The sequence below is a fragment of the Mycobacterium sp. E3251 genome (genome assembly GCF_001666835.1).
Taxonomy (GTDB): Bacteria; Actinomycetota; Actinomycetes; order Mycobacteriales; family Mycobacteriaceae; genus Mycobacterium.
In genome coordinates this window covers 1-21805 of record NZ_LZJF01000092.1, presented here as the reverse complement: position 1 = coordinate 21805, position 21805 = coordinate 1, and the positions used below count along the sequence as shown (strand labels likewise).

Genomic DNA, 21805 nt, shown 5'->3' with positions numbered 1-21805 from the left:
CCTCCGAGCGACAACATCGGGCGACGGAACGTGGAGCCGCGACACGCGCACAGTGTCGCTGAGAGGCGGGCAATTTGTGCGGCTCCCGGCGCGGTGACTGGTGTGGCCCCTGTGACCGATGCGGCCGACGTGCTTAGACCAACCACGTTGTGCCGCAAGCGCAGTCACGCCACGGCATCGACTGAGCGCCCGAGGAAAGCCATGAGCCGGGCCGTCGGGGTCGAATCCGCCGGTGCGGCCTGGGCCGGACCGAAGCCACCCGGCCGCCGCAACATCTGCTCCGGCACCGACTCCACCAGCGCGCGGCTCAGCGTCAGCAGGTCCTCGGGCAGCTCGATCAGCCGCCCTTGTGAGCGATGGATGTCCCAGGCGTGCATGGCCAAGTCCGAGACGGGATAGGTCAGCGCACGATGCAACGAAACCTCGCCTTCCGGCGATGTCCGCATCCCGTCGAAGTCGGCGCCTGGCAGCGCGTCTCGTAGTCGGGTCGCCAGCTCACGAAGCCGCGCCGCCGGCTTGTCGCACATCCATTCCGACGGCTGTGAGGGGCCTCCCCAGATCTCGCCGTTCTCCACGAGCGTCACGACTTTCGCTGCGCTGCCGGTGGCGTGATCAACCAGCTCGCGCAGGCTCCAGCCCTCGAGGTTGGATGGCTGGTCCCAGCCGTCCGGTGAAATGTGGTCGACGGCCTCGATGAGGAGATCGAGCGCCTCGGTAGCCATCGCGCCGATCGTGGATGTCGTGTTGTCCATTGCGTGTATCTCCTTGCCAGAAGACAGCTTCGAATCACTGCGCGGCCGCGGTGCGTCCGACGCCTCAGCGCGATGCAGCCACACAAACTTGTTCTGTCCCGCGGCGCCTGCCAGGAAAGGCCGCACCAGGCGTGGGTAGGCCCTTATCGCTTCCGCACGCGGGATCAGTTCGGGCCGTTCGAGCGCGTACTGGCCGCCGTTCCATGTCAACCGGCATTTGCCGGCGTCCAGCACATTCTCCAACCAGTCGACATGGGGGTACGCCGCCGCCAGCACGAAGCCATCTCCGAGCGGATAGGCGCTCAACGGCGTCACATACGTTCGGCCGCTGCGCCGGCCGACGTGCCGCAGTGCGCTGAGGTTGAAGTACAACATTCCCAGTCGGGTTCCGGCGACGGTGCGTAGATAGGGATTCCCCCGCTTGGTCAGTTGGCGCGTCCAGTCGCTGACACGTTGTATTCGCATCAGCATTCCCCAGCCCAGCAAGAGCAGATAGAGGACTGCGAAGACAGTGGCCGCGATGGCGGGCAGCACCACGAGCACACGCCACAGTCGTCGGCTGGTCATGCGGCAGCCTCCTAATGTCCTAGCGGGAAAAATTTCCGCTACCGTCGGCCGCGTACCGTCCCGAAGTCTAGGCTCGCAGCGCCGGTTACACAGGAGGTCCGCGTGGGCAAGACAGATATCGCAGCGCTTCTCGCGGTCGCCGCCGCCCTGATGGTTGGCCTCGGAGACGTCATCCAGCAACGATCCGCCCAGCAGGTCACCGATAAGCCGGTCGGCACCCTTGCGCTGTTTCGCCGGCTGCTTCGCGATCGCCAATGGTGGACCGGCAGCTTGGTGGCCGCCGCGGGGTTCGGCTTTCAGGCCGCCGCTCTGGGCCTGGGTTCGGTGGTCCTCGTGCAGGCAATTTTGGTGACGTCGTTGCTGTTCGCGTTGCTCATCAGCGCTCGGGTGAACCACCGGAGAATCAGTGTGCTCCAAGGGATTTGGGCCGTATTACTGGCGGCCGCGGTGGCGGTGGTGGTAACCGTCGGCGACCCGCAGGAGGGAACGCCGCGCGGGTCGGTGCAGACGTGGACCATCGTGGCGTTGGTCATGGGTCCGGCCCTGATCCTGTGTGTCATCGGCGCGCGCATATTTCCGGGCGCGGTCGGCGCGTTGTTGCTGGGCCTCATGTCCGGCTCGCTGTGGGGATTGTTCTCGGTGTTGACCAAGGGCGTTGTCGACCAACTCGACCACGGCATCCCGGCGTTACTGCGCTTACCCGAGCTGTACGTGTGGGTGGTGGTGGCGATCGCGGCCACGGCCTGGGAACAATCGGCCTTTCGGGCCGGCCCGCTCACCGCATCGCTTCCGGCGGTCACCGTCGCCGAGCCCGTCGTCGGATCGGTGCTCGGTGTCACCGTGCTGGGCGAGACGCTGCGAACCAACGACGTCGGCCTGGCGGCACTGGGCCTGTCGGTCGCGGTGATGGCGGCGGCCACGGTGGCCCTGGCCCACAGCCAGGCCACCGGCGCCCCGCCAGCCGACGAAAAGCCCGCGGTATCAGCCTGATCCGATGCGCGAGCCGACTCGGTGCGCCGTACCGTCCGGATCGACGTAGGCGAATTCGCGCAGACCGTAGTCCGTGTCCTGCGGTGGGATCAGGCGGCCGCCGAGATCTTTCAGTGCCGCCCACTCCGCGTAGAGGGCGTCGGCGTCACTGACGTAGAAGTACACGCTGGCGGCCGTGCGCAGTGGGTCGTGCTCGTCCCATTCGGTGAGGTGAATCGACACCGATCCGCGGTCGGCGAACCCATAGCGAGCAGGACCTTCGTATGCGCGCGCGTCGAAGCCGAGTCGTCGATAGCGATCCAGGGCGGCGTCCAGATTCAGGACCGGGACGATCGGCGCTACCGATGTGAAGTCGACTGCGGACACGCATCGAACATATCCCTTGACTCCGAATGTCCTCGCGGCGGAAGGCTGTCGTCGTACGCTTCGTCCACCAATAGGTTGTCAATACGCGACGCGCCGGGGGTGCGCGAAATGCTTGAGCGGGGGCTCAGGCAGGAAGGGCCCTCGACATGCGCCAGCTGAAAACCGCGGTCGCCGTTGCCGCTGCCGGAATCCTGCTCTCCGGTTGCGGCCACAGTGGTGGCGGCACCGCCTCGCCATCGACCACGGCCACCACGACTTCGCCAAAAGGCCCACTGACGAAGGATCAGTTGGCCAACCTGATGCTCAGCCCGAACGAGCTGGACACCGCGCTCGGCGTCACGGGTACGTATAGCGACCCGCCGAAAACCGCTCTGGCGGAAGACCCCGTCAAGCGCAGCGATTACACAGTTCCCGCCGAATGCAACTACGCCATCCGCGCGGCCCTGGCAGCCGTTTATGCCGACAGCGGGAACAGCGCGGTTTACGGCTATCACGACGTCGCGCCCGCACCGGCAGGTGCGACCGAGATGGAAAGGCCGGACGTAGACCAGTTCGTGGTGTTGTTTCCTTCGCCGGATCAGGCGACAGCCTTTTACACCGCTTCGTCTCAGCGCTGGCCGGCCTGCGCCGACCGCCAGGACACCGTTCCCGCCGAAGGCGGCCAACCCGAATTGCAGTGGAAGGTGGGCCAGGTCTCCAACGCCAACGGAGTTCTCAGCGCTCCCGTGACGGTGACCATCAACGGAAGCAGCGGGAACGTGACCATGCCCTGCCAGCGGGCACTGACGGTGCGCAGCAACGTCGTCATCGACGTCGACGCTTGTCGCAGGGACGTCGGAGATCTCGGTGTCCAAATCGCCAACCAGATCGCGGCGAAGATCGATAAGCAATAGGCGAAGCACCGGTCTGCGCGCCGGCCGAACGCCTTTGGTCGCCGCCCGTTCACCTGCCTGCAGTAGCTAGTGTTCACGCCCCCGGCGTACGATCTTGCGGCCGGTCAGCGACGACACTTGCGCCACCACCGATCCTGGCGGTAAGCCGTAGCTGCACACGATGTCGCGACCCGGTTTCGTGCAGCCTGCTCGAAGGGTCGGTCGCGGAGTGTCGAGGAGGAACGAATGAGCGGATCGGAGAGGGCGGCCGAACGCAGCGGGGAGCGACCGGTGATTCACCTGTCGCAGTTGCTGCGCGCGCCGGTGATCGCCCGCGCCGGGGAAACCGTCGGCCGGGTCGAGGACGTGATCGTCCGGCTGCGGGGCGCCGACGAGTATCCACTGGTGACCGGGATCGTTGCGGGGGTCGGCGGTCGGCGCGTGTTCATCGGCGACAAGTCCGTCGATGAATACACCGCGGACCGAGTCCTGTTGACCAAGAACAAGGTTGACCTTCGCGGCTTCGAGCGCCGCAACGGCGAGGTGCTGTTGCGCGCCGACGTGTTGGGCCACCGATTGATCGACGTGGCCAACGTGGAGCTGATTCGCGCCTACGACGTGGAGCTGGAAGATATCGGCGGCGCATGGATGCTGACGCGCGTGGACACCCGACGGCCACCGCGGCTGTTCGGGCTGATCAAGCAGTCCGGTGGGCACGCGGCCCGCGATTGGAAGGCGTTCGAACCGCTGATCGGCGACGCTCGCTCCGACGCCGTGCGGCGCCTGTCGGATCGGTTCGGTGAGTTCAAAGCCGCCGAGATCGCCGACCTGCTGGAGGAGGCGGACAAGGCCGAGGGCGGCGAGATCCTCGACCGGGTGCGCAGCGACCCCGAACTGGAAGCCGACGTGTTCGAAGAACTGGAGCCGGAGAAGGCCAGCCGACTCCTCGACGGCATGCCCGACAACGAGGTTGCCGCGCTGCTGGGCCGGATGCGGGCCGACGACGCGGCCGACGCGATCGCCGACCTGCGCCAGTCGCGGCGCCGGCGCGTGCTGGACCTGATGCCGGGCCCGCAGCGCACCAAGGTCATCACCTTGATGGGCTTCAATCCCGAAAGCGCCGGCGGCCTGATGAACGTCGACTTCGTATCGTGCGCCGCGACCACGACGGCGGCCGAGGCGTTGGAGCTGATCGCGACCGCCAGCACCATACAGCCGGAGGCGCTCATCAAGGTGCATGTTCTCGACGCGGACGGACGACTCGACGGGGTGGTCTCGGTGATCACGCTGTTGCAGGCCCAGCCCGGTGAAACCCTTGAGCGGCTGATGGATTCGGACCCGGTGCGGGTCACCGCCGATGCGGACCTGACCGATGTCGCGCTGTTGATGGCCGACTTCAACCTGTACTCCATCCCGGTGGTGGACGAACAGGACCGTGTGCTCGGGGTGGTCACCGTCGACGACGTGCTCGAGGCGACCATCCCCGAAGACTGGCGTCGGCGCGAGCCCGCGCCGCGCCCCATCCGCGAGCTCGCCCCCTCCGATGCCCCCAACGCGCGTGTGCCGGGAGGTAACACGCCGTGACGGCCGGTCGCGAAGAGACGGCACCGAGCGCGGTGCTCGACACCGCGCACCTGGGTGATATCGAGGGCGCGTTCGGACGGATCAGCGTCGGCGAAACCGAGCACGCACGCACCTGGAAGACACGGTTGCTGACCCTGCTGGCGATCGTCGGTCCGGGGATCATCGTGATGGTCGGCGACAACGACGCAGGCGGCGTAGCCACCTACGCCCAGGCCGGGCAGAACTACGGCTACTCCCTGCTGTGGGTGCTGCTGCTGTTGATACCCGTGCTGATCGTCAACCAGGAAATGGTGGTCCGGCTCGGGGCGGTCACGGGCGTCGGACACGCGCGGTTGATCAACGAGCGCTTCGGCCGCGGCTGGGGTTGGTTCTCGGTGGGCGACCTGTTCTTGCTGAACTTCTTGACGATCGTCACCGAGTTCATCGGCATCAGCCTGGCCGCCCAGTACATCGGTGTCTCCAAATACGTGGTGGTGCCGGTCTCCGCGGTGGCGCTGGTCGCGATCATGGCGAGCGGAAGCTTCCGGCGCTGGGAGCGCGCCATGTTCGTCTTCATCGCCGTCACCCTGCTGCAGATCCCGATGCTGCTGATGTCCCACCCGCAGTGGGGCGAGGCAGCGAAATCCTTCGTGATACCCCGCATTTCGGGTGGCGTGAGCTCGGACGCGGTGCTGCTCATCATCGCCATCGTCGGCACCACCGTGGCGCCCTGGCAGCTGTTTTTCCAGCAGTCCAACGTCGTCGACAAGCGCATCACCCCGCGCTTCATCGGCTACGAACGCGCCGATACCGTGCTGGGCGCCTTCGTCGTCGTCATCGGTGCGGCGGCGCTGGTGATGACCGGCGAATGGGCGGCACGTTCCACCAACACCATCGGTGGTTTCACCGATGCCGGTGCCACGGCACACCTACTCGGGGAACATCGGGGGACGCTCGGCTGGATCTTTGCGATCGTGCTGATGGACGCCTCGATCATCGGCGCCGCCGCGGTGACCCTGGCCACCAGTTACGCCTTCGGTGACGTGTTCGGCCTGAAGCACTCGCTGCACCGCGGATTCGCCGATGCCAAGCAGTTTTACCTCTCCTACACCGCCATGGTGGTGTTGGCCGCCGCCATCGTCCTCATCCCGGGCGCTCCGCTCGGCCTGATCACCACCGCCGTTCAGGCCCTCGCCGGGCTACTGCTGCCCAGTGCCAGCGTCTTTCTGCTGCTGCTGTGCAATGATCGGGAAGTGTTGGGGCCGTGGGTCAATCGCCCCTGGCTCAACGGGGTCGCCGGGTTGATTGTGGGCACGCTGCTTTTGCTGTCCGGAATCCTGATGGCCACCACCCTGTTCCCCAAACTCGATGTCGTCGCGGTCGCCGGCTATCTAACCCTGGTCCTGATCGTCCTCGCGGCGGCGGCCGTGCCGGCGTTGCGCTGGATGGCTCGCCGGCAACCCGCAGCGCCCCCGGCGCCACTTCCGGCACGGGGAGTGGATCGCAACACCTGGCGCATGCCACCGTTGGCCCTGCTGGAGCCGGTCACCTGGTCACCGGGCACCCGTCTGGGCATGATCGCGCTGCGCGGTTATCTGATCCTCGGCGCATTGCTATTGGTGGTCAAAGCAATACAGCTCAGTCACTGACGGCTTGCCGAATTCGGCGGGCCACCTCGCCGTACCGCTCGAAACGCTCGGGATCGCCCACGGCGTTGTAAAGCACGAGCCGCGTGGCCTTACCGGCATATTTCTCCCTCAGCGCGTCGGCCAGCCCGTCCCACGTCGACTCGGTGGCAAAGACCGCGATGTGGTCGTCGCTGACCTGGGCCGCCATGCCAGCGATGTCCCCGGCCTTCTGCTTTTCCCGAATCCGGGCGGTCGTGCCCTCGAACCCGGCCTGGTCCCAGATGAACGCGTAATTCGGTGTGCTGCCGTAGAAGGCCACGCTGGCCCGCACCAGTTCGCGTTGCTTGTGGAGCTCCTCGTCGCCGTCGCCGACGATGGTCATCACCGGAACGATCACCGCGAGGTCCGACGGCGAGCGTCCCGCCTTGGCCGCCCCGTCGGCGATGTTCGGCAGCACGTGACGGGCGATGTAGCCCGGCTCGCCGAGCGGGTGCACGTGCACCCCGTCGGCCACTTCGCCCGCCATCCGCAGCATCCACGGATTGACCGCTGCGATATCGACTTTCGGATCGGGCGCCTCGATGGGACCCGGGCTCCATTGCGGGGTGATGAAGTCGAGGTCATAGAAGTCGCCGTGGTGCTCGAGCGTCCCGGATCGAAACGCCGCAAAGCACGCCTTGACGGCGAACAAGTAGTCGCGCAGCCGGGGGCCGGGCCGCTCGAACGCCACTCCGTAGCGCCGGACGACGTGCGTGCGCACCTGGGTGCCCAGGCCCAGCCGGAAGTTTCCGCCGGTCGCTTCCTGAAGCTCCCACGCCGTGGCCGCCGTTACGAAGGGGCTGCGCGGGAAGGCCACCGCTACGCCCGTGGACAGCTCGAGACCCGGAGCGGCCTGCGACGCCACGGCGGCGTTGAGGTAGGCCGTGCGCCCCGTCTCGGTGAACAGCAAGCCGGAGAATCCGCCGGATTGCGTTCGCCGGGCCAGGTCGCCGATCTGGTGTAGCGGCTGCGGGACCGTCATCGCGTCGACGTGCATTCCTCGGAGCCTACGTGGGGCCGGGCGCTGGTTGGGCCGCGGGACAACCGCGCCGGCGATATTCGCCTCTTGCTGGGCGGCCGGTTCACAGTGTTAGCTCTGTAGGCAACAGCAACCACCGCCGTTTCGCTAATAGGAGGCTTTCGAACATGCTTCGTGGATTGGTCATCGCTGGAGCAATCGCAGTGGGAATTGCCCTGGCTCCCCCGGCCCTGGCCACCCCGCCGACGACGACAACCACGACAACGACTTCACCGACGACGGGCGGCAGCGTTTACTACCCGAACTGCAAAGCGGCGTGCGCCGCCGGCGCCGCCCCGATCTACGCGGGACAGCCGGGATACCGGGCGCCGCTCGATCGTGACGGCGACGGCATCGCGTGCGAAGTCTGCCACTGAGGCTGCGGCGCTCGATGTCCGTGTCCACGGTGCGGTGGCTCGCCGTCATCGCGGTGGCCTCTGCCGGTCTCATGGCGTGCGGGTCGCAGCACGCCGCACCGCCCAACGCGTCCAGTTCGAGCGCGACGAAGTCGTCGGCGCCTCCGAGTTCGAAGGCACCGAGCTCAGTCGGCTCTCCCGCGACCACCAGCACGCCGGCGTGCGTGGGTTTATCGATATGCCCGCCACCGCCTCCGGATGCCGAGGGGAATCCGGCGTGTTACTACGCCGACGGGTGGCGTGCCGATTCCTCGGGCGCCGGGATCGAGGTGTGGTACTTCCGTGACCCGAAGGACCCGTCCCAGCCGGCCAAGATCACTGCGTTGGTGCGGAAGAAGGATGGCACCACCGAATCCCAGGACGCCGACATCGCCGCCGATCAACAAGTGCATCGGTTCGGATTCACGAGCGTGGCGGCGTCCGCGGTGCAAGAGGTCTTGCTCAGCAGCGTCGGCGGCCGCTGCTTCGTCATCGGGCCCGGCTGACGCCCGCGTGCTCAGCGCTTCGGGGGACGGTGGCTTACCGGAGCGGTAAAGCCTTGGGTGTCGTCGAAGTGAGCCCACTGCCCGTCATCGTTGACCTCCATGCGCCAGCCCAGCTCGGTGCTGCCGCCAATGGAACGAATGAACCAGGCGTGCGCGGACTCCGCGTCGGCGAAATCCTTCGTCGCGACAACCCGCCCACGTGGGTCGACGACGCGAAACTCAGCCATGGGACGTGATTATCCCTGCCAGCGGCTTTTCAATCGAGCTAATCGGCCATTTGCCGACAAAGCCGACGGCGAACAGTGTTCCCGGAGATCTGGCAAATCCCCGACTACACGGTGCGGGTCAAGCGGTCGGCGAGCAACTCGGCGAACCTGGCCGGATCGTCGAGCGCGCCGCCCTCGGCGAGAAGCGCTGTGCCATAGAGCAATTCGGCAGTCTCGGCAACCTCGGCCAGTGCGGCATCTCCGTCGGCCTTCTTCTGCGCCTCGCGGAGGCCGGTGACCAGTGGATGGTTGGGGTTCAGTTCGAGGATTCGCTTGCCGACGGGGATGTCCTGACCGGACGCACGGTAGAGGCGGGCGAGGGCAGGCGTGATGCCGAAAGCGTCGGTGATCAGGCAGGCCGGCGAGTCCGTCAGACGGCTGGAAAGCCGTACCTCCTTGACGTGTTCGCTCAACGTCTCCTTCATCCAGGTCAGCAGCTCGGCGAATTCCTTCTGCTGCTCCTCGCGCTCGGCCTCGCTCTCCTCGCCTTCGGAGCTGAGGTCCACCTCGCCCTTGGCGACCGACTGCAGCGGCTTGCCGTCGAACTCGGTCACGGTCCCCACCCAGACTTCGTCGACCGGGTCAGTGAGCAGTAGGACCTCGTAACCCTTGGCCTTGAAGGCCTCGAGGTGCGGCGACTTCAGGATCTGTTGCCGCGTCTCACCCGTAGCGAAGAAAATCTGCTCCTGGCCGTCCTTCATGCGCTCCACGTACTCGGCGAGGGTGGTGGCCTCCTCCTCGCTGTGCGTCGAGGCGAATGAGGATATCTGCAGCAGGGTTTCCCGGTTGTCGAAGTCCGACAGCAGCCCCTCTTTGACGACTCTGCCGAATTGAGTCCAGAAGGTCCGGTAGTCGTCCGGTCGCTCGGACTGCAGTTCTTTGATGGTGGAGAGAACCTTCTTGGTGAGGCGCCGGCGAATCGCCTTGATCTGCCGGTCTTGCTGCAGGATTTCGCGTGACACGTTGAGCGACATGTCCTGTGCGTCGACGACGCCCTTGACGAAGCGCAGGTATTCGGGCATGAGCTGGTCGCAGTCACCCATGATGAACACCCGCTTGACATACAGCTGAATCCCGGTCTGGGCGTCGCGGTTGAACAGGTCGAACGGCGCGTGGGACGGGATGAAGAGCAGGGCCTGGTATTCGAAGGTGCCCTCGGCCTTCATCGCGATGATTTCGAGCGGGTCATCCCAGGCGTGCGCGATGTGCTTGTAGAACTCCTTGTATTCCTCCTCGGAGACCTCTTCCTTCGGCCGCGCCCAGAGGGCCTTCATCGAGTTGAGGGTCTCGGTGTCGATGACGACCTCTTCACGGGTCTCTTCGGAGTCTTCCTCCACAGGAACCTGGATCCGTCGCTCGACCTCCATGCGGATCGGCCAGGCGATGAAGTCGGAGTATTTCTTGACCAGGCTGCGGATCTTCCATTCCGAGGTGTAGTCGTGCAGCTCGTCCTCGGCGTCTTCGGGCTTGAGGTGCAGCGTGACCGACGTCCCCTGCGGGGCGTTTTCGACGGCTTCGATGGTGTAGGTGCCCTCGCCGCTCGACTCCCACCGGGTGGCTTCGCTTTCGCCGGCCTTGCGGGTGAGCAGCTCAACCTTGTCGGCGACCATGAAGCTCGAGTAGAACCCGATGCCAAATTGACCGATCAGTTCCTCGGAGGCCGCCTCGTTCTGGGCCTCCTTCAATTGCTGACGCAGCTCGGCGGTGCCGGACTTCGCCAGGGTGCCGATCAGCCCCACCACCTCGTCGCGGGTCATGCCGATCCCGTTGTCACGGATGGTCAGGGTGCGTGCGTCCTTGTCCACCTCGACCTCGATGTGCAGGTCGGAGGTGTCGACGTCGAGGTCTTTGTTCCGGAAGGCTTCCAGCCGCAGCTTGTCCAGTGCGTCGGAGGCGTTCGAGATCAGCTCCCGCAGAAACGAATCCTTGTTGGAGTAGACCGAGTGGACCATCAGGTCCAGCAACTGGCGGGCCTCCGCCTGAAACTCCAACTGCTCGACACGCGCGTTCATCGACATTCCCTACATTTCTCCCAGGACATGACGTTTCAAATTTACCGAGCTTCGAGACGCAAGTGTCCGGGGGTTCGCCCGTAGCGATCACGTCGGGCCTACGCTGAGCAGATGTCTGTTGCCCAGCGCGAACGAGCCGCCCTTGTCGACACCCTGCGCGGCGTCGGACCCGATGCACCCACCCTCTGCGAGGGGTGGAAGACGCGCGACCTCGCCGCCCACCTGGTGATCCGCGAATACCGCCCCGACGCCGCTCCGGGCATCGTCATCCCGTTCTTCGCCCCGCACACCGAGAAGGTGCAGGACCAGACCGCCGAAACCGAGTGGAGCGAGCTGGTGGACAAAATCGCATCCGGCCCGCCGGTGTACTCACCGTTCAAGCTGCTCGACGCGGTAGCCAACGTCGCCGAGATGTTCATCCACCACGAGGATGTGCGTCGCGCCCAGCAAGGCTGGGCCCCCCGCGAGCTGGAGCCTGCCCTGGCCGCCAGGCTGCGACGCACCCTGCCGCTGATGGCCCGGGTCACGCTCGCCAAGGTGCCGGGCCGGGTCGCGTTGCGCACCCCCGAGGGCAAGACACTGCTCACGGCGGGACGCGGTCCGGCGGTCACCGTGACCGGTGCGCCAGAGGAGCTACTGCTGTTCGCGGTCGGGCGCTCCGCGCGAGTCGAGTTCGACGGCGACGCATCGGCGGTTCAGTCCGTCCGGGATGCGCCCAAGGGCCTGTAGTCGTTTGATCCAAACGCTTCTCGGAGCTGCTTTTTGATCACCTTGCCGAACTGATTGCGCGGCAGCGCATCAACGACGACCAGGCGCTCGGGATGTTTGTAGCGGCTCAGCCCGCGCGAATGACAATGCCGCACCAGTGATTCCAGCGACAGGTCCTCGGCCGAAGCCGGCACCACCACCGCGCATACGCGCTCACCGGTGCGCGGGTCGGGGATCCCGATGACGGCGACATCGGTGACCGCGGGATGGGTGGCCAGCACATTCTCGACTTCGAGGGCCGACACGTTCTCCGCGTTGCGGATGATCGCATCCTTGATGCGGCCGGTCACGCGGACGTTGCCGTCCAGGTCGACCAGCCCGAGATCGCCGGTGCGGAGCCAGCCGTCCTCGTCGAACGCGTCGGCGTCGAGCGTCGCGTCCGCGTACCCGAGAAAGCACTGGGGTCCCTTGAGCCGCAGCTCACCTTCCTGCCCGGCGGGCAGTTCGGCCTCGTCGCCACCGACCACCCGGACGCTGACGCCCGCTGTTGGCCTGCCGACGGTGTGGTCGAGCGACTCGGATGCGTCGGTGAGCGAGGGTGAGGCCGCGACGGGGAATTCGGTGAGCCCCCAGGCATTGGCGATGCCGGGCAGGCCGAAGGCCTCGCGAATTTGGCGGCCCAGCTCGGCCGTGATGGGCGCGCCGCCGGCCAGGCAGCCGCGAAGGAAGGGGAACAGCGGCTGATCACCATGGGCTCGTTGGGCATCGAGGAAACCGACGAAGAACGGGGTTGCCGTGCCGAGAAAAGTCGGGTTGTGCGCCGCGATGGAAAACGGTGTGGTCGCCGGGTCGAATACCTCAAACAGCGCCAGCCGCATGCCGGTTCGCAGCGCGGCGGCCAGCATCACCGCCCCGCCGATGTGCGCTACGGGAAAGGCGATGGGATCGACGTCGCTGCTGGTGATGCCGATCGCGCTGACCAGTCCGGTTGCGCCGGCGATCACCGATGCGTCGGTATGGCGGATCCCTTTGGGCGCCGCGGTGGTTCCCGACGAGTAATAGACCCAGCGCGCGTCGTGGGCGGCAACCGGCGGCGGCCCGAGCGCATCGGTGGCCGCACGGGGCAGTCGAAGCTTGCCGTCGTCCGGCGGCGTCGCCAAATCAACGGTGATGACTTCGAAACCTCGCGTCGCGGCCAGACTCCGCGCCAGCGCGCCGTGATCGAATCCTCGCCAAATATCAGGCACGACAAGGTATTCCGAGGACAGCTGCTCAGTGATGAAGCTGACCTCGTGCTCTCGCAGTATCGGGATGATGGGATTTTGCACCGCACCGATCCGGGCCAGTGCCGCCATGACGACCAGGGTCTCGAGCGTGGTCGGCAGTTGCCAGGACACGACGGTTCCCGCGCGTATCCCACGTTCGGTGAACGCCGCGGCGGTCGCGCACGCGGCATCATGGAACTCACGGGTGGTCAGGCTGCGCCCCTTGTCGTCGGCGAGCAGTGGCCGCGGCGGGGCCTGTGCCGCGTCGGCGATCAAGGCCCAGTAAGTGGCGTCGCTTGCGGTGCTCATTCGTTCGTCGGATTGACCTGAATCGGGCGGAATCCCGAGTGGGCTATCGCGACCGAAACACCACTGCCGATGGGCCCCTTGCGGTCGACGAGCACGGCCGACCCGGTGGCCACGCCCTCGTGGCTGTAATGCGTCAGCGAGGCCATGCCGATGTGGGGCCCTTCGGGCAGCCGGCTCAACGTAAGCGTGTAGTCGGCGTTGATGAATTGCAGACCGTTCGTGCCCCAATTGGCAAGGGAGGCAGTGATATCGGCCGCCATCGCCGCACGGGTGAAGGCACTGAGGGGTTCGCCGTCGATGAGGCAGCGTGTCTCATACAGCCAGGTGTACTTCGGGCCGGAAGTGTCGGCCCATTCGGGGTCGGGGTTTTGCAGTTCCGCGCCCCAGCCGTAGGTGCGCATGAACAGCGACGGCTGAGCGCCGTCCTCGATTGGCAGCGGCGGCATCTGCAGGTTCGGGGACCACACGTGGCCTTCGGGCTGAGGACCGCGCCGCAGAAACAGCGCGCTCCCGCGGGCGACGGGGACACCTCGCTGGGAAAGGACCGCCTCGACGAGGCGCAGCCGCCGACGATCGTGGTGCACGGTGGTCCGCACCTCGATGGGTTCCAGCGCGGCCGGCGCGGGTAGGTCGACGGTCAGACGGGCGGGTTGCAGTTGCGGGTCGTCGACCGCGCGTTCGACGGCCCAGCCCAGCAGTCCGCCGACCACGTGCCCGCTGAGCGAGGGACCCCACCCACCGCGCGCGATCGGATTTGGTACGAAACGGGTTTCATCGCGCACGAAGTACGGCGTCTGCTCCGCTGAATCAACGTTATCCGGCACGAAATTCGTTTCGGTCAATGCGCGACGCTCCGCCCAGAGTTGGGATCCCCCGTGTGAGGATGGCAACAGTTGATATTACTGTTTGGGTTCCAGTCCCCCGCGGCCGACCTGGCGCAGGCCAATTCCCTAGCCGAGCAAGCGTGTTGGCGCCCTTAGGCGATCGCCGCACCGACCAAGTGGCCGATTGCGTAGGTGATCGATAATGCGAGACCGCCTCCGATGACATTGCGGAGGACGGCCCGGCCCTTGGTCGCCCCGCCCAAACCGGCCGATACTGCGCCCGTGAGCACCAGCGCGGCGAGTACCGCGGCCACGGTGACCGGGATTCTCCACATCGCGGGCGGCGCCAGGATCGCGACCAGCGGCAGGAGGGCACCGACTGCGAACGACAGCGCTGAGGATGACGCCGCCTGCCACGGGTTGGTCAGCTCCTCAGGATTGATACCGAGTTCGACTTCGGCGTGGGCAAGGAGCGGATTGTGGTCGGTAAGTTCCTCGGCCACGGTGCGCGCGGTCGCGGCGTTCAGGCCCTTGGCCTCATACAGGGCGGCAAGCTCGTCCAGCTCGGCGGCCGGATCGTCGCGCAGTTCCTGGCGCTCCTTGTGCAACAGCGCCTTCTCGGTGTCGCGCTGGGTGCTGACCGACACGTACTCGCCCAGGGCCATCGACACGGCCCCGGCAACAAGTCCGGCGGTGCCCGCGGTCAATACCGGAGCTCGTTCCACCGTCGCGGCAGCGACTCCCACCACGATGCCCGCAGTCGAGACGATTCCATCGTTGGCGCCCAGGACTCCTGCGCGCAGCCAATTCAATTTCGATGACACCGAACCCGAATGCGGTTCGGACGGATGCGGATGCGACGGACTCGGCACGGCCGCAACGATATACATCAAAGATCCGCTCGACTAGGAAACATAGCCTTTCCAAAGCGGCTGGGCGGTCTCCCTGCCTCGTCTCGGCCTCGTCGGGTCGCCGTATCAGGCGCACGTCGATCCACGACACATAAACGTCGGCGACGACACGCCGTTGCGGGCCGCCGTGGTTTATGTTTCGCGGTTTCCCCGTGGGTGCCGTCCACCTTTCGCTACGTCAACGCGCACGTCGGGGTGCCCCAGAAGTTTTGCTTGGGCCACGCACAGCCGATGCATAGGGAACCTATTTATGGTCGAACTGTGTAAGGGGGATTCCGAGGATTCACTGGCAGTTAGACAGGTGAAGGACTATGAAATTCAAGCAAATACTTGGGGGGATAACCGTCGCCAGCGCCCTGAGCGCCGCGGCGTTCGGTGTGGGTGCGGGTGTCGCCAACGCCGCTCCGGGAGCGCCACAACCCGGTCCGGCCGGCAATCATGGTGGCCCGGCTCCCGGAGGTATCCATCCGCCGAACGCGCCCGGTGACCCGGGCGGACCCGGGGGGCCAGGCGGACCTCCGGGTGGGCCAGGCGGCCCCGGTCACCCGGGCGGACCTCCGGGTGGACCCGGCGGCCCGGATCATCCCGGTGGCCCCGGTGGGCCCGGTGGGCCCGGTGGACCGGATCATCCCGGTGGCCCCGGCGGCCCCGGTGGGCCCGATCATCCCGGCGGGCCCTGGCACGGAGACGCCCAGCGCGGTTACTTCCGCGGTGCCCCGTGGGGCGATGGGCCGGCACCCTGGGGACCCGGCGAGCCGCCGCGGCCCGCGTGGGACCGGCCGCTCCCCCCGCCCGGAGGGCAGTGGGGATACGGCCCGATCAACTACTGGGGCTACCAGGAGACTCCTGTGTGGGACCCCGGGTTCAATCAGTGGGGCTTCTGGTTCTTCGGGGTCTGGATTCCGCTGTAAACAGCGGTAGTAACAACGCCCGCTTCGCCACTCGGCGGGGCGGGCGTTGCGCTGTCAGTCGGTAGCTCCGCCGGCATGGATCGTCTCGGGACCCGAGCCGACGGGACTTTTGGCCTTTCGGCGGGGGCCGTCCGCCATGCCATAGGTGCCGTATGGCCCTCGTTTGACGGGTCTCGATAGCGAAACATCGAGGTCACGGTTGCGTTTCCGCAGCTGCCTGGCCTGTGTAATCGACTGAAGAGGAGGCGCGATGACCACGCCTGACTTCAAGCCCGCTATCTCGCGGCAGGCGACAGATCCGCGTGTGACCCTCTTGTACGCCGCCACGCTGGTCGTGGCCGTGGCGTCGGGAATCTGCGCATTGGTCGCTCTTGCGGCCGGCTCACCGCTTCAGTTCGGTATGGCGGCGGCGGTATTCGGCGCCAGTTGGATTGCCACCGACTTCATCGAACGGACGGTTGCGCGCGCGCAGGAGCGTTTCGCTCGGCAATGCGTCGTCAACCGGCCGGTCCCCGGCTATCGACCCTCGCGCGTCGTGTACTGCGGTGACTACGAACATTTCTCGCGACCGGCTCCGCGCGTGGTGAGCAAGCTAGCCGCCTGACGGCCGCTCAGCGCTTGGTGCCGACGGTAATCAGATCGGAGATGATCCGGGTCCAGGCAGGCCGCGGGATGCGGTGCTGATCGCTGATGACGAAACCGGCGCCTTCGAACAACGACTTCATTTCCGCCGGCGACGCATTGTGTTGCGGTTTCCACCTATTCGCCGACGATGCCTGCAGCCGCGGCTGCCGCGCACTCAGGGCCGCGACGGCCACCAACCCGCCAGGCGCCAGCACGCGGTGGAATTCGCGCAGCGCCGCCGGCTGGTCAAAGAAGTGGAACGCCGACGTGGTCACCACGGCGTCGAGCGCGCCATCGTCGAAGGGCAGCTGCTCAGCCGGGCCGCGCAACCACTGCACTCGGTCGGTTCTGGCGCGCGCCTGGGCGAGCATACCGTCGGACATGTCTACACCGTAGATCTCGTCCGGCTCCAGCTCGCGGGCGATCCGATCACTGAGAATGCCCGTGCCGCAGGCGATATCGGCGATCTTGCGGGCATGGTGGGCGCCCAACTGCGCAATCACCCCATCATGCGGCGGACGGTAAACCCACTGCTGCAGGAACGGCAGATCGTACGCCGGAGCCAAAAAACTCCAGAGCCGCGTTACCGCGTCGTTGAGTCCTCGTCGACTCGGTGCCGTCATTCGCTCAACACCGAGCTGTAGTAGACGGTGTCGGCGACGGACACCGAGTCGTTCGTCTGGGGAATCGCCGCCAGCCCACTGTCGGCCAACAGCTCACTCATCTGGGTACCGACCGTTTCCCACCCCAGGTCCTTCAGGTAGGCGGCGACGTCGTTGCGCTCGCCCTCGAAACCCAGCTCCTCCCAATCCAGCTCGAAGCCGTGGTCGCGCCATTTCGCGGTGGCCCTGCGCATCATCTCCCGCGCTTTTTCGATGTCCTGCTGGGGCCGGTCCGGGATAGCTTCGACAGCCAGCCTGCTGCCATTGGCACTCAGCGCGGAAATGTTGTCCAGCAAGCGGTCCTGGGCCTCCGGCGGCAGGTACCCGAAGAGGCCTTCCGCGATCCATGCGGTCGCGCGGCTCTTGTCAAAGCCGGCGTCCACCAACGCCTTCGGCCAGTCACGTCGCAAATCAATGGCGACCGTGCGCAGGTCCGCCTGCGGGGCGGCGCCCAGCTTCGCCAGGGTGGTGGTCTTGAACTCGATAACCTCCGGCTGGTCGATTTCGAACACCGTCATCTCGGCGGGCCACGACAGCCGGTAGGCGCGCGCGTCGAGGCCGGACGCCAGAATCACCGCCTGACGGATCCCGGCTTGGGCCGCGTCGTGAAAGAAGGTGTCGAAGAAGCGTGTCCGGGCGGCCATCGCCAGGGGCATGTGCTCGAGTTTCCAACCGGATTCGTGGTCGTCGACGTCGGCCGCAACAAGGTCGCCGTCGACCCATCGCGTGAAGAAGTCCACGCCCACGGCGCGAACCAGCGGTTCGGCGAACCGGTCCTCGATCAGCGGATTGTCGGCCTTGGTCGCGATCGCTCGGGCCGCGGCCACCATCGTGGCCGTCGCGCCCACGCTGGTGGCCAAATCCCAAGTGTCGTTGTCTGTGCGTGGCATGCGTTTGGTCCCCTCGGAGCGAAGCGATACTTAGCCACTATAACGACCGCGAGGGGCGATGAGTTCCCGAGCATTTCGCGGCAGGTCGCCGCGCGGATTAAGACGTCTGGCTAGCAAGCCCTACCGCGGACCGGGACCACCCGGGCCGCCGGGACCGCCCGGCCCACCGGGACCGCCCGGGCCACCGGGGCCACCGGGGCCACCGGGCCCACCCGGCCCGTTCACGGCGGGGACAAAGGGCACGCATTGATGCAAGTCCACGCTCCACACAAACCCGTCAGCGCAATTGGGGTCGGCCCGGCCGATCGCTGGCGTCGTGACCGCCGACAACATCGCCAATGCGAGAGCGAACGCGCCGAACGCCCAGACCCGTACCAGCTGCTTGAGTGTCATCTCGGTCTCCTCCCGGCCCAACATTCATTTTGCGACTCGCAACCCGTTGGCGGTGTTGTTATTCGGGAACCAGTTCGAAGACCGGAATGACCCGGTCGGTGCGCTCTTGATACTCGCCAAACCCGGGAGCCCGCTCGACGACGATCCGATAGACGGAATCGCGCTCGCCGCGGGGTAATTCGCGCACAGTCGCCGGCTTGGGCGCCTGCGAGCCGATTTCCACAGTCACCCGAGGGTTGGCGCGAATGTTGTGCACCCATGCCGGGTTGCTGTCCCGGCCCGCGGCGGATCCGACGATATAAATCTTGCCGTCGACGTCAAAATAGGCGATGGGGTTCACCCGCTGCGCACCGCTGCGCGCACCGGTCGAGGTCAACAGCAGCAACGGGAAGCCCTCGAACTGTCCACCTACCTTGCCCCCGTTGCGGCGGAATTCCTCGATATTGCGCTCGTTGAATTCGCGCTCCGACTGCATCGCATCATCGACCATCACCCCATCCTGGCATGGGTATGGGGCCGCCGAGCGACCCACGATTGGTCGCAGCGAAATCGGGGTATCACCTGGGACATCCCATCGGGGGGGTATCCGCTTCCGTAGCAACGAAGTGAGCACGAGATGGTCGGCTGGCTGGACAGGCTGCAACGCCGAAACCGCGCAGCGGGTGTGGTGATCGGCGTCATTTACAAGTATCTCGACGATCAAGGCGGTTACCTGTCCGCCCTGATCACCTACTACGGGTTCGTGTCGCTGTTCCCGCTGTTGCTGCTGTTGACGACCGGCCTGGGCGTCATCCTGGCCGGACGCCCCGACCTGCAGCAACAGGTGCTGCACAGCACCTTGAGCCAATTCCCCGTCATCGGCAGTCAGCTGCATGAGCCTGCCGGGCTCAGCGGGGGAACCGCCGCCGTGGTCGTCGGGGTGCTTGGCGCGCTCTACGGCGGCCTGGGCGTCGGCCAGGCGGTGCAGAACGCGATGGACTCGGTATGGGCCGTCCCGAGGAACAAGCGTCCTGACCCGATTCGCTCGCGCCTGCGCAGCTTGATGCTGTTGTTGGTCCTTGGCTCGGCGGCCCTGGCCGCCACCGTCCTGTCCGCCGCCGGCCAAGCCACCGGGGCGCTGGGCGTATTCGGAAAGATCGGCGTCGCACTGGTCGCCGTGATGATCAACGCACTGATCTGCCTGGTGGCATTTCGCGTGACCACCGCGCGAAACCTCACCTATCGCCAAGTCCTGCCCGGAGCGCTTGCGGCAGCAGTGATCTGGCAGATCTTGCAATGGGGCGGTGCAGGATACATTCGCCACACGGTGAAGACGGCCAGCGCCACCAACAGTGTCTTCGCATTGGTGCTGGGATTGCTGGCCTTCCTTTTCCTGATCTCGTCGACGCTGGTCATCTGCGCCGAGATCAATGTCGTTCTGGTGGAAGGGCTTTACCCGCGCGCCTTGCTCACGCCCTTCACCGATGACGCGGAACTTACACCGGCCGACCGCAAGACCTACACCAAGAAGGCAAAAGCCGAGCGGGTCAAGGGCTTTCAGCGTGTTAGCGTCAGGTTCGGCGACCTCCGACGCAAGGCGACCGGCCCCCCGACCCCGTCCGTCGGCAGCCGACCCGCCGGCTAGTCAGTTACCCCGCCCGGTTTGTTGCTGCAGTTCGTCGATGAGCTCCGACGCTTGCGCCTTGGTCAAATCGTCGGGAACGTCGCGTCCTGCTTCCTGGGCCAAGGTGTGCACGTAGCTGCGCTGCGGGCCGGTCATCGGCTCGTCGCCGGTCACCCACTCGGACGTCTCCTTTTCGGGATTCTCGCCTGGCGACTGTCGGTTGTCTGTCATGTCCTTCACCTCCGCGACAAGGGATAACCATCGCACGTACGTTCGAAACATGAGGATTTGGAAGAATCGTTGCCATGTCGCGTTCCTTCGACATCTCGATCGAATCGCCCGCCAGCGTTGAGCAGATCCATACGACGTTCGGCCGCGAGGACTACTGGCTGGCCCGCCTGAAAGCCAGCAACGCTCCCACGACGCTGGATTCCCTGGTCGTTGACGCCGATGGCACCGTGACAGTTCGCGCCACCCAGCACGTTGCTCGCCAGGTGATGCCCACGCTCATTGCCAAAGCCGTCCCCGGCGAGCTGAAGATCGTCCACAGCGAGACATGGCGACCAGTCGTCGACGGCGAAGTCCGCGGTCAAATCAGCGTTGTGAGCTCCGGCGGTATTGGATCGGGCCGTGCGGAAGCGTGGATGGGGCCCGCGGGCGACGGCGCCCGGTTGCGCTTCGCCGTGGAGGTGGCGGTCAAAATCCCGCTGGTGGGCCGCAAATTCGAGAAGTCGATGGAAGCGGACCTGGCCAAGAGCATTCCCGCGTTACAGCGCTTCACCAGTACTTGGATCGCCGAAAACGCCTGACGGCCCCGACGTTTGGTCAGTTTTCCGATGCCGGCGACGCGGGGTCGACGGCAACCAGTTCGGTGAGGCCGCTGATGGTGAGGATCGGCATCAGGATCGGGTGTGCGATCAGGTGGATGTGGTTGGCGTGGGCGAACAGAGCGCTGATGGCGGCGCTGTCGAGGTACTCGACGCCACTGAGATCCACAGTGAGCGGACCGCCGCCGGAGGACTCTCCGCTCGCGCTGGTAAGGGCCTGGACGAACGCGTCGATGTTGCTCAAATCTATCTCCCCCGCCGCGACCAGCATCAGCTCCCCGTCATCGCGGCGCGCGGTGTCGAGGGTGAGCGACGTGGGCATCATGTGATCCTCGCGGATAGGTGAACCGTTGTTCCGGCGGCGTCGGGGCTGATGGTGACGTCTTGCATGAGCCCTCGCATGAGAGCAATACCCCGGCCCCGGTGGGGATAACTTGCCGGTTGCGGAACCTTCCACGAGCCGGTGTCGGTAATGGTCAACTGCACCTGGTCGACCAGTGCGGTCGCGCCCAGCTTGATCGTGCCTTCCGGTTTGTCGCGATGACCGTGCTCGATGGCGTTGGCGACGGCCTCCCCGGCGGCGACGAGCACGTTCATCGCCTGTTCCGGGTCCAGCCGGGTCCGCGTCAACCAGGTGCGCAACGCGGTTCGGGCCGGGGCAAGGTGGCTGACGTCGGCGGGGAACGTCAGCTCCAGCGGCGCGGGGTGGCGATAGAGCAGAAGGACAACATCATCCTGGTAGCCGCCGTCGGGGGCCAGGCCGAGCATGATGTCGTTCGCCAATTCATCGAGAGTGGACGCACGGCCGTCCTGCACCAGGCCCGCTGCGCGGGAGATCCCCTGCCCCAATGCGGTGCGCCGGCGTTCGACCAGCCCGTCTGTGTAGAGGAGCAGGGTCGCGCGG

The 21805-nt window shown here is 66.2% G+C and carries 26 protein-coding genes; 11 read left to right on the top strand and 15 right to left on the bottom strand.

The window, feature by feature from the left end:
* Positions 1-164: 164 nt before the first annotated feature.
* Positions 165-1319 carry a TIGR03086 family metal-binding protein gene (locus A5697_RS28395; RefSeq protein ID WP_231972057.1) on the bottom strand — a complete coding sequence of 385 codons (1155 nt, stop codon included), beginning with the start codon at positions 1317-1319 and terminating at the stop codon, positions 165-167.
* 102 nt (positions 1320-1421) lie between these two features.
* On the opposite strand from A5697_RS28395, the gene A5697_RS12445 reads away from it, so the two are divergent.
* Positions 1422-2309: a DMT family transporter gene (locus tag A5697_RS12445; RefSeq protein WP_068010665.1), complete on the top strand. Its 888-nt coding sequence runs from the start codon at positions 1422-1424 to the stop codon at positions 2307-2309.
* Here A5697_RS12445 and A5697_RS12440 read toward each other — a convergent pair.
* On the bottom strand, positions 2301-2675 hold the full coding sequence (locus tag A5697_RS12440) for a VOC family protein (protein WP_068010663.1): 375 nt from the start codon (positions 2673-2675) through the stop codon (positions 2301-2303). The genes A5697_RS12445 and A5697_RS12440 overlap by 9 nt on opposite strands.
* Positions 2676-2821: 146 nt before the next feature.
* Here A5697_RS12440 and A5697_RS12435 point away from each other — a divergent pair, with 146 nt between their 5' ends.
* The 3 genes from A5697_RS12435 to A5697_RS12425 all read left to right on the top strand — a co-directional run bounded on the left by A5697_RS12435 (position 2822) and on the right by A5697_RS12425 (position 6759).
* Positions 2822-3568 (top strand): sensor domain-containing protein, encoded by a 747-nt coding sequence (locus tag A5697_RS12435; protein WP_068010661.1) that lies wholly within the window; start codon positions 2822-2824, stop codon positions 3566-3568.
* 225 nt (positions 3569-3793) lie between these two features.
* Entirely contained in the window at positions 3794-5131 is a 1338-nt protein-coding gene (locus A5697_RS12430; RefSeq protein WP_068010659.1) for a magnesium transporter MgtE N-terminal domain-containing protein, read from the top strand.
* Positions 5128-6759 (top strand): Nramp family divalent metal transporter, encoded by a 1632-nt coding sequence (locus A5697_RS12425; RefSeq protein WP_067947951.1) that lies wholly within the window; start codon positions 5128-5130, stop codon positions 6757-6759. Before A5697_RS12430 ends, A5697_RS12425 begins: the two co-directional genes overlap by 4 nt.
* Here A5697_RS12425 and A5697_RS12420 read toward each other — a convergent pair.
* The gene (locus tag A5697_RS12420; RefSeq protein ID WP_068010657.1) at positions 6749-7774 is read right to left on the bottom strand and encodes a TIGR03617 family F420-dependent LLM class oxidoreductase; all 1026 of its coding nucleotides are present in this window, start codon (positions 7772-7774) and stop codon (positions 6749-6751) included. The genes A5697_RS12425 and A5697_RS12420 overlap by 11 nt on opposite strands.
* Before the next feature lie 149 nt (positions 7775-7923).
* Here A5697_RS12420 and A5697_RS28755 point away from each other — a divergent pair, with 149 nt between their 5' ends.
* Positions 7924-8172: an excalibur calcium-binding domain-containing protein gene (locus A5697_RS28755; protein ID WP_369806106.1), complete on the top strand. Its 249-nt coding sequence runs from the start codon at positions 7924-7926 to the stop codon at positions 8170-8172.
* Positions 8173-8186: 14 nt separating this feature from the next.
* The gene (locus A5697_RS12410) at positions 8187-8696 is read left to right on the top strand and encodes a hypothetical protein (protein WP_068010655.1); all 510 of its coding nucleotides are present in this window, start codon (positions 8187-8189) and stop codon (positions 8694-8696) included.
* An 11-nt stretch (positions 8697-8707) separates the two neighbouring features.
* Here A5697_RS12410 and A5697_RS12405 read toward each other — a convergent pair whose 3' ends face one another.
* On the bottom strand, positions 8708-8923 hold the full coding sequence (locus A5697_RS12405) for a hypothetical protein (protein WP_067947957.1): 216 nt from the start codon (positions 8921-8923) through the stop codon (positions 8708-8710).
* 104 nt (positions 8924-9027) lie between these two features.
* Positions 9028-10974: a molecular chaperone HtpG gene (gene htpG / locus A5697_RS12400; RefSeq protein WP_068010667.1), complete on the bottom strand. Its 1947-nt coding sequence runs from the start codon at positions 10972-10974 to the stop codon at positions 9028-9030.
* 111 nt (positions 10975-11085) lie between these two features.
* Between htpG and A5697_RS12395 the strand changes: the two genes are divergently transcribed.
* Positions 11086-11703, top strand: coding sequence for a TIGR03085 family metal-binding protein (locus A5697_RS12395; protein ID WP_067947959.1), 618 nt, complete (start codon positions 11086-11088; stop codon positions 11701-11703).
* Here the strand turns inward: A5697_RS12395 and A5697_RS12390 are convergent.
* The 3 genes from A5697_RS12390 to A5697_RS12380 all read right to left on the bottom strand — a co-directional run bounded on the left by A5697_RS12390 (position 11670) and on the right by A5697_RS12380 (position 14970).
* Positions 11670-13256, bottom strand: coding sequence for a class I adenylate-forming enzyme family protein (locus tag A5697_RS12390; protein WP_068010652.1), 1587 nt, complete (start codon positions 13254-13256; stop codon positions 11670-11672). The two genes, A5697_RS12395 and A5697_RS12390, sit on opposite strands and share 34 nt — an antisense overlap.
* Positions 13253-14098, bottom strand: a complete 846-nt coding sequence (locus A5697_RS12385; protein ID WP_068010650.1) for an acyl-CoA thioesterase domain-containing protein — start codon at positions 14096-14098, stop codon at positions 13253-13255. The genes A5697_RS12390 and A5697_RS12385 overlap by 4 nt, the downstream gene beginning before the upstream one ends.
* A 134-nt stretch (positions 14099-14232) precedes the next feature.
* Positions 14233-14970 (bottom strand): VIT family protein, encoded by a 738-nt coding sequence (locus A5697_RS12380; protein WP_068010648.1) that lies wholly within the window; start codon positions 14968-14970, stop codon positions 14233-14235.
* 332 nt (positions 14971-15302) lie between these two features.
* Between A5697_RS12380 and A5697_RS28070 the strand changes: the two genes are divergently transcribed.
* Positions 15303-15902 carry a chitin-binding protein gene (locus tag A5697_RS28070; protein WP_197500982.1) on the top strand — a complete coding sequence of 200 codons (600 nt, stop codon included), beginning with the start codon at positions 15303-15305 and terminating at the stop codon, positions 15900-15902.
* A gap of 250 nt (positions 15903-16152) precedes the next feature.
* Entirely contained in the window at positions 16153-16506 is a 354-nt protein-coding gene (locus tag A5697_RS12370; protein WP_068010643.1) for a hypothetical protein, read from the top strand.
* Between the two features lie 7 nt (positions 16507-16513).
* On the opposite strand, the gene A5697_RS12365 is transcribed toward A5697_RS12370, so the two are convergent.
* The 4 genes from A5697_RS12365 to A5697_RS12355 all read right to left on the bottom strand — a co-directional run bounded on the left by A5697_RS12365 (position 16514) and on the right by A5697_RS12355 (position 18961).
* On the bottom strand, positions 16514-17149 hold the full coding sequence (locus tag A5697_RS12365) for a class I SAM-dependent methyltransferase (protein ID WP_068010642.1): 636 nt from the start codon (positions 17147-17149) through the stop codon (positions 16514-16516).
* Complete coding sequence (locus A5697_RS12360) at positions 17146-18078, bottom strand: SAM-dependent methyltransferase (protein WP_068010639.1); 933 nt, start codon at positions 18076-18078, stop codon at positions 17146-17148. The genes A5697_RS12365 and A5697_RS12360 overlap by 4 nt, the downstream gene beginning before the upstream one ends.
* Before the next feature lie 120 nt (positions 18079-18198).
* On the bottom strand, positions 18199-18471 hold the full coding sequence (locus tag A5697_RS28065) for a hypothetical protein (protein WP_197500981.1): 273 nt from the start codon (positions 18469-18471) through the stop codon (positions 18199-18201).
* 58 nt (positions 18472-18529) lie between these two features.
* Positions 18530-18961: a nitroreductase family deazaflavin-dependent oxidoreductase gene (locus A5697_RS12355; RefSeq protein WP_067947975.1), complete on the bottom strand. Its 432-nt coding sequence runs from the start codon at positions 18959-18961 to the stop codon at positions 18530-18532.
* 126 nt (positions 18962-19087) lie between these two features.
* Here A5697_RS12355 and A5697_RS12350 point away from each other — a divergent pair, with 126 nt between their 5' ends.
* Positions 19088-20095: a YihY/virulence factor BrkB family protein gene (locus A5697_RS12350; protein ID WP_067947977.1), complete on the top strand. Its 1008-nt coding sequence runs from the start codon at positions 19088-19090 to the stop codon at positions 20093-20095.
* On the opposite strand, the gene A5697_RS12345 is transcribed toward A5697_RS12350, so the two are convergent.
* Positions 20096-20305 (bottom strand): DUF3072 domain-containing protein, encoded by a 210-nt coding sequence (locus A5697_RS12345; protein ID WP_067947997.1) that lies wholly within the window; start codon positions 20303-20305, stop codon positions 20096-20098. It lies immediately after the preceding gene.
* A 74-nt stretch (positions 20306-20379) separates the two neighbouring features.
* On the opposite strand from A5697_RS12345, the gene A5697_RS12340 reads away from it, so the two are divergent.
* Positions 20380-20883 carry a DUF2505 domain-containing protein gene (locus A5697_RS12340; protein WP_068010637.1) on the top strand — a complete coding sequence of 168 codons (504 nt, stop codon included), beginning with the start codon at positions 20380-20382 and terminating at the stop codon, positions 20881-20883.
* A 16-nt stretch (positions 20884-20899) separates the two neighbouring features.
* On the opposite strand, the gene A5697_RS12335 is transcribed toward A5697_RS12340, so the two are convergent.
* Both A5697_RS12335 and A5697_RS12330 read right to left on the bottom strand, forming a co-directional pair.
* Positions 20900-21223 carry an STAS domain-containing protein gene (locus tag A5697_RS12335; RefSeq protein WP_067947999.1) on the bottom strand — a complete coding sequence of 108 codons (324 nt, stop codon included), beginning with the start codon at positions 21221-21223 and terminating at the stop codon, positions 20900-20902.
* A partial coding sequence (locus tag A5697_RS12330) for an ATP-binding protein (protein ID WP_156673272.1) occupies positions 21223-21805 on the bottom strand: 583 nt, incomplete at its 5' end. The genes A5697_RS12335 and A5697_RS12330, both read right to left, overlap by 1 nt.

Excerpts from the sequence above, each read along its gene's own strand:
- A5697_RS28395 (WP_231972057.1), bottom strand. The coding sequence starts at position 1,319 with ATGACCAGCCGACGACTGTGGCGTGTGCTCGTGGTGCTGCCCGCCATC.
- A5697_RS12435 (WP_068010661.1), top strand. The coding sequence starts at position 2,822 with ATGCGCCAGCTGAAAACCGCGGTCGCCGTTGCCGCTGCCGGAATCCTG.
- A5697_RS12430 (WP_068010659.1), top strand. The coding sequence starts at position 3,794 with ATGAGCGGATCGGAGAGGGCGGCCGAACGCAGCGGGGAGCGACCGGTG.
- A5697_RS12420 (WP_068010657.1), bottom strand. The coding sequence starts at position 7,774 with ATGCACGTCGACGCGATGACGGTCCCGCAGCCGCTACACCAGATCGGC.
- A5697_RS28755 (WP_369806106.1), top strand. The coding sequence starts at position 7,924 with ATGCTTCGTGGATTGGTCATCGCTGGAGCAATCGCAGTGGGAATTGCC.
- A5697_RS12410 (WP_068010655.1), top strand. The coding sequence starts at position 8,187 with ATGTCCGTGTCCACGGTGCGGTGGCTCGCCGTCATCGCGGTGGCCTCT.
- A5697_RS12405 (WP_067947957.1), bottom strand. The coding sequence starts at position 8,923 with ATGGCTGAGTTTCGCGTCGTCGACCCACGTGGGCGGGTTGTCGCGACG.
- htpG (WP_068010667.1), bottom strand. The coding sequence starts at position 10,974 with ATGAACGCGCGTGTCGAGCAGTTGGAGTTTCAGGCGGAGGCCCGCCAG.
- A5697_RS12395 (WP_067947959.1), top strand. The coding sequence starts at position 11,086 with ATGTCTGTTGCCCAGCGCGAACGAGCCGCCCTTGTCGACACCCTGCGC.
- A5697_RS12390 (WP_068010652.1), bottom strand. The coding sequence starts at position 13,256 with ATGAGCACCGCAAGCGACGCCACTTACTGGGCCTTGATCGCCGACGCG.
- A5697_RS12380 (WP_068010648.1), bottom strand. The coding sequence starts at position 14,970 with ATGTATATCGTTGCGGCCGTGCCGAGTCCGTCGCATCCGCATCCGTCC.
- A5697_RS28070 (WP_197500982.1), top strand. The coding sequence starts at position 15,303 with ATGAAATTCAAGCAAATACTTGGGGGGATAACCGTCGCCAGCGCCCTG.
- A5697_RS12370 (WP_068010643.1), top strand. The coding sequence starts at position 16,153 with ATGACCACGCCTGACTTCAAGCCCGCTATCTCGCGGCAGGCGACAGAT.
- A5697_RS12365 (WP_068010642.1), bottom strand. The coding sequence starts at position 17,149 with ATGACGGCACCGAGTCGACGAGGACTCAACGACGCGGTAACGCGGCTC.
- A5697_RS12360 (WP_068010639.1), bottom strand. The coding sequence starts at position 18,078 with ATGCCACGCACAGACAACGACACTTGGGATTTGGCCACCAGCGTGGGC.
- A5697_RS28065 (WP_197500981.1), bottom strand. The coding sequence starts at position 18,471 with ATGACACTCAAGCAGCTGGTACGGGTCTGGGCGTTCGGCGCGTTCGCT.
- A5697_RS12355 (WP_067947975.1), bottom strand. The coding sequence starts at position 18,961 with ATGGTCGATGATGCGATGCAGTCGGAGCGCGAATTCAACGAGCGCAAT.
- A5697_RS12350 (WP_067947977.1), top strand. The coding sequence starts at position 19,088 with ATGGTCGGCTGGCTGGACAGGCTGCAACGCCGAAACCGCGCAGCGGGT.
- A5697_RS12345 (WP_067947997.1), bottom strand. The coding sequence starts at position 20,305 with ATGACAGACAACCGACAGTCGCCAGGCGAGAATCCCGAAAAGGAGACG.
- A5697_RS12340 (WP_068010637.1), top strand. The coding sequence starts at position 20,380 with ATGTCGCGTTCCTTCGACATCTCGATCGAATCGCCCGCCAGCGTTGAG.
- A5697_RS12335 (WP_067947999.1), bottom strand. The coding sequence starts at position 21,223 with ATGCCCACGTCGCTCACCCTCGACACCGCGCGCCGCGATGACGGGGAG.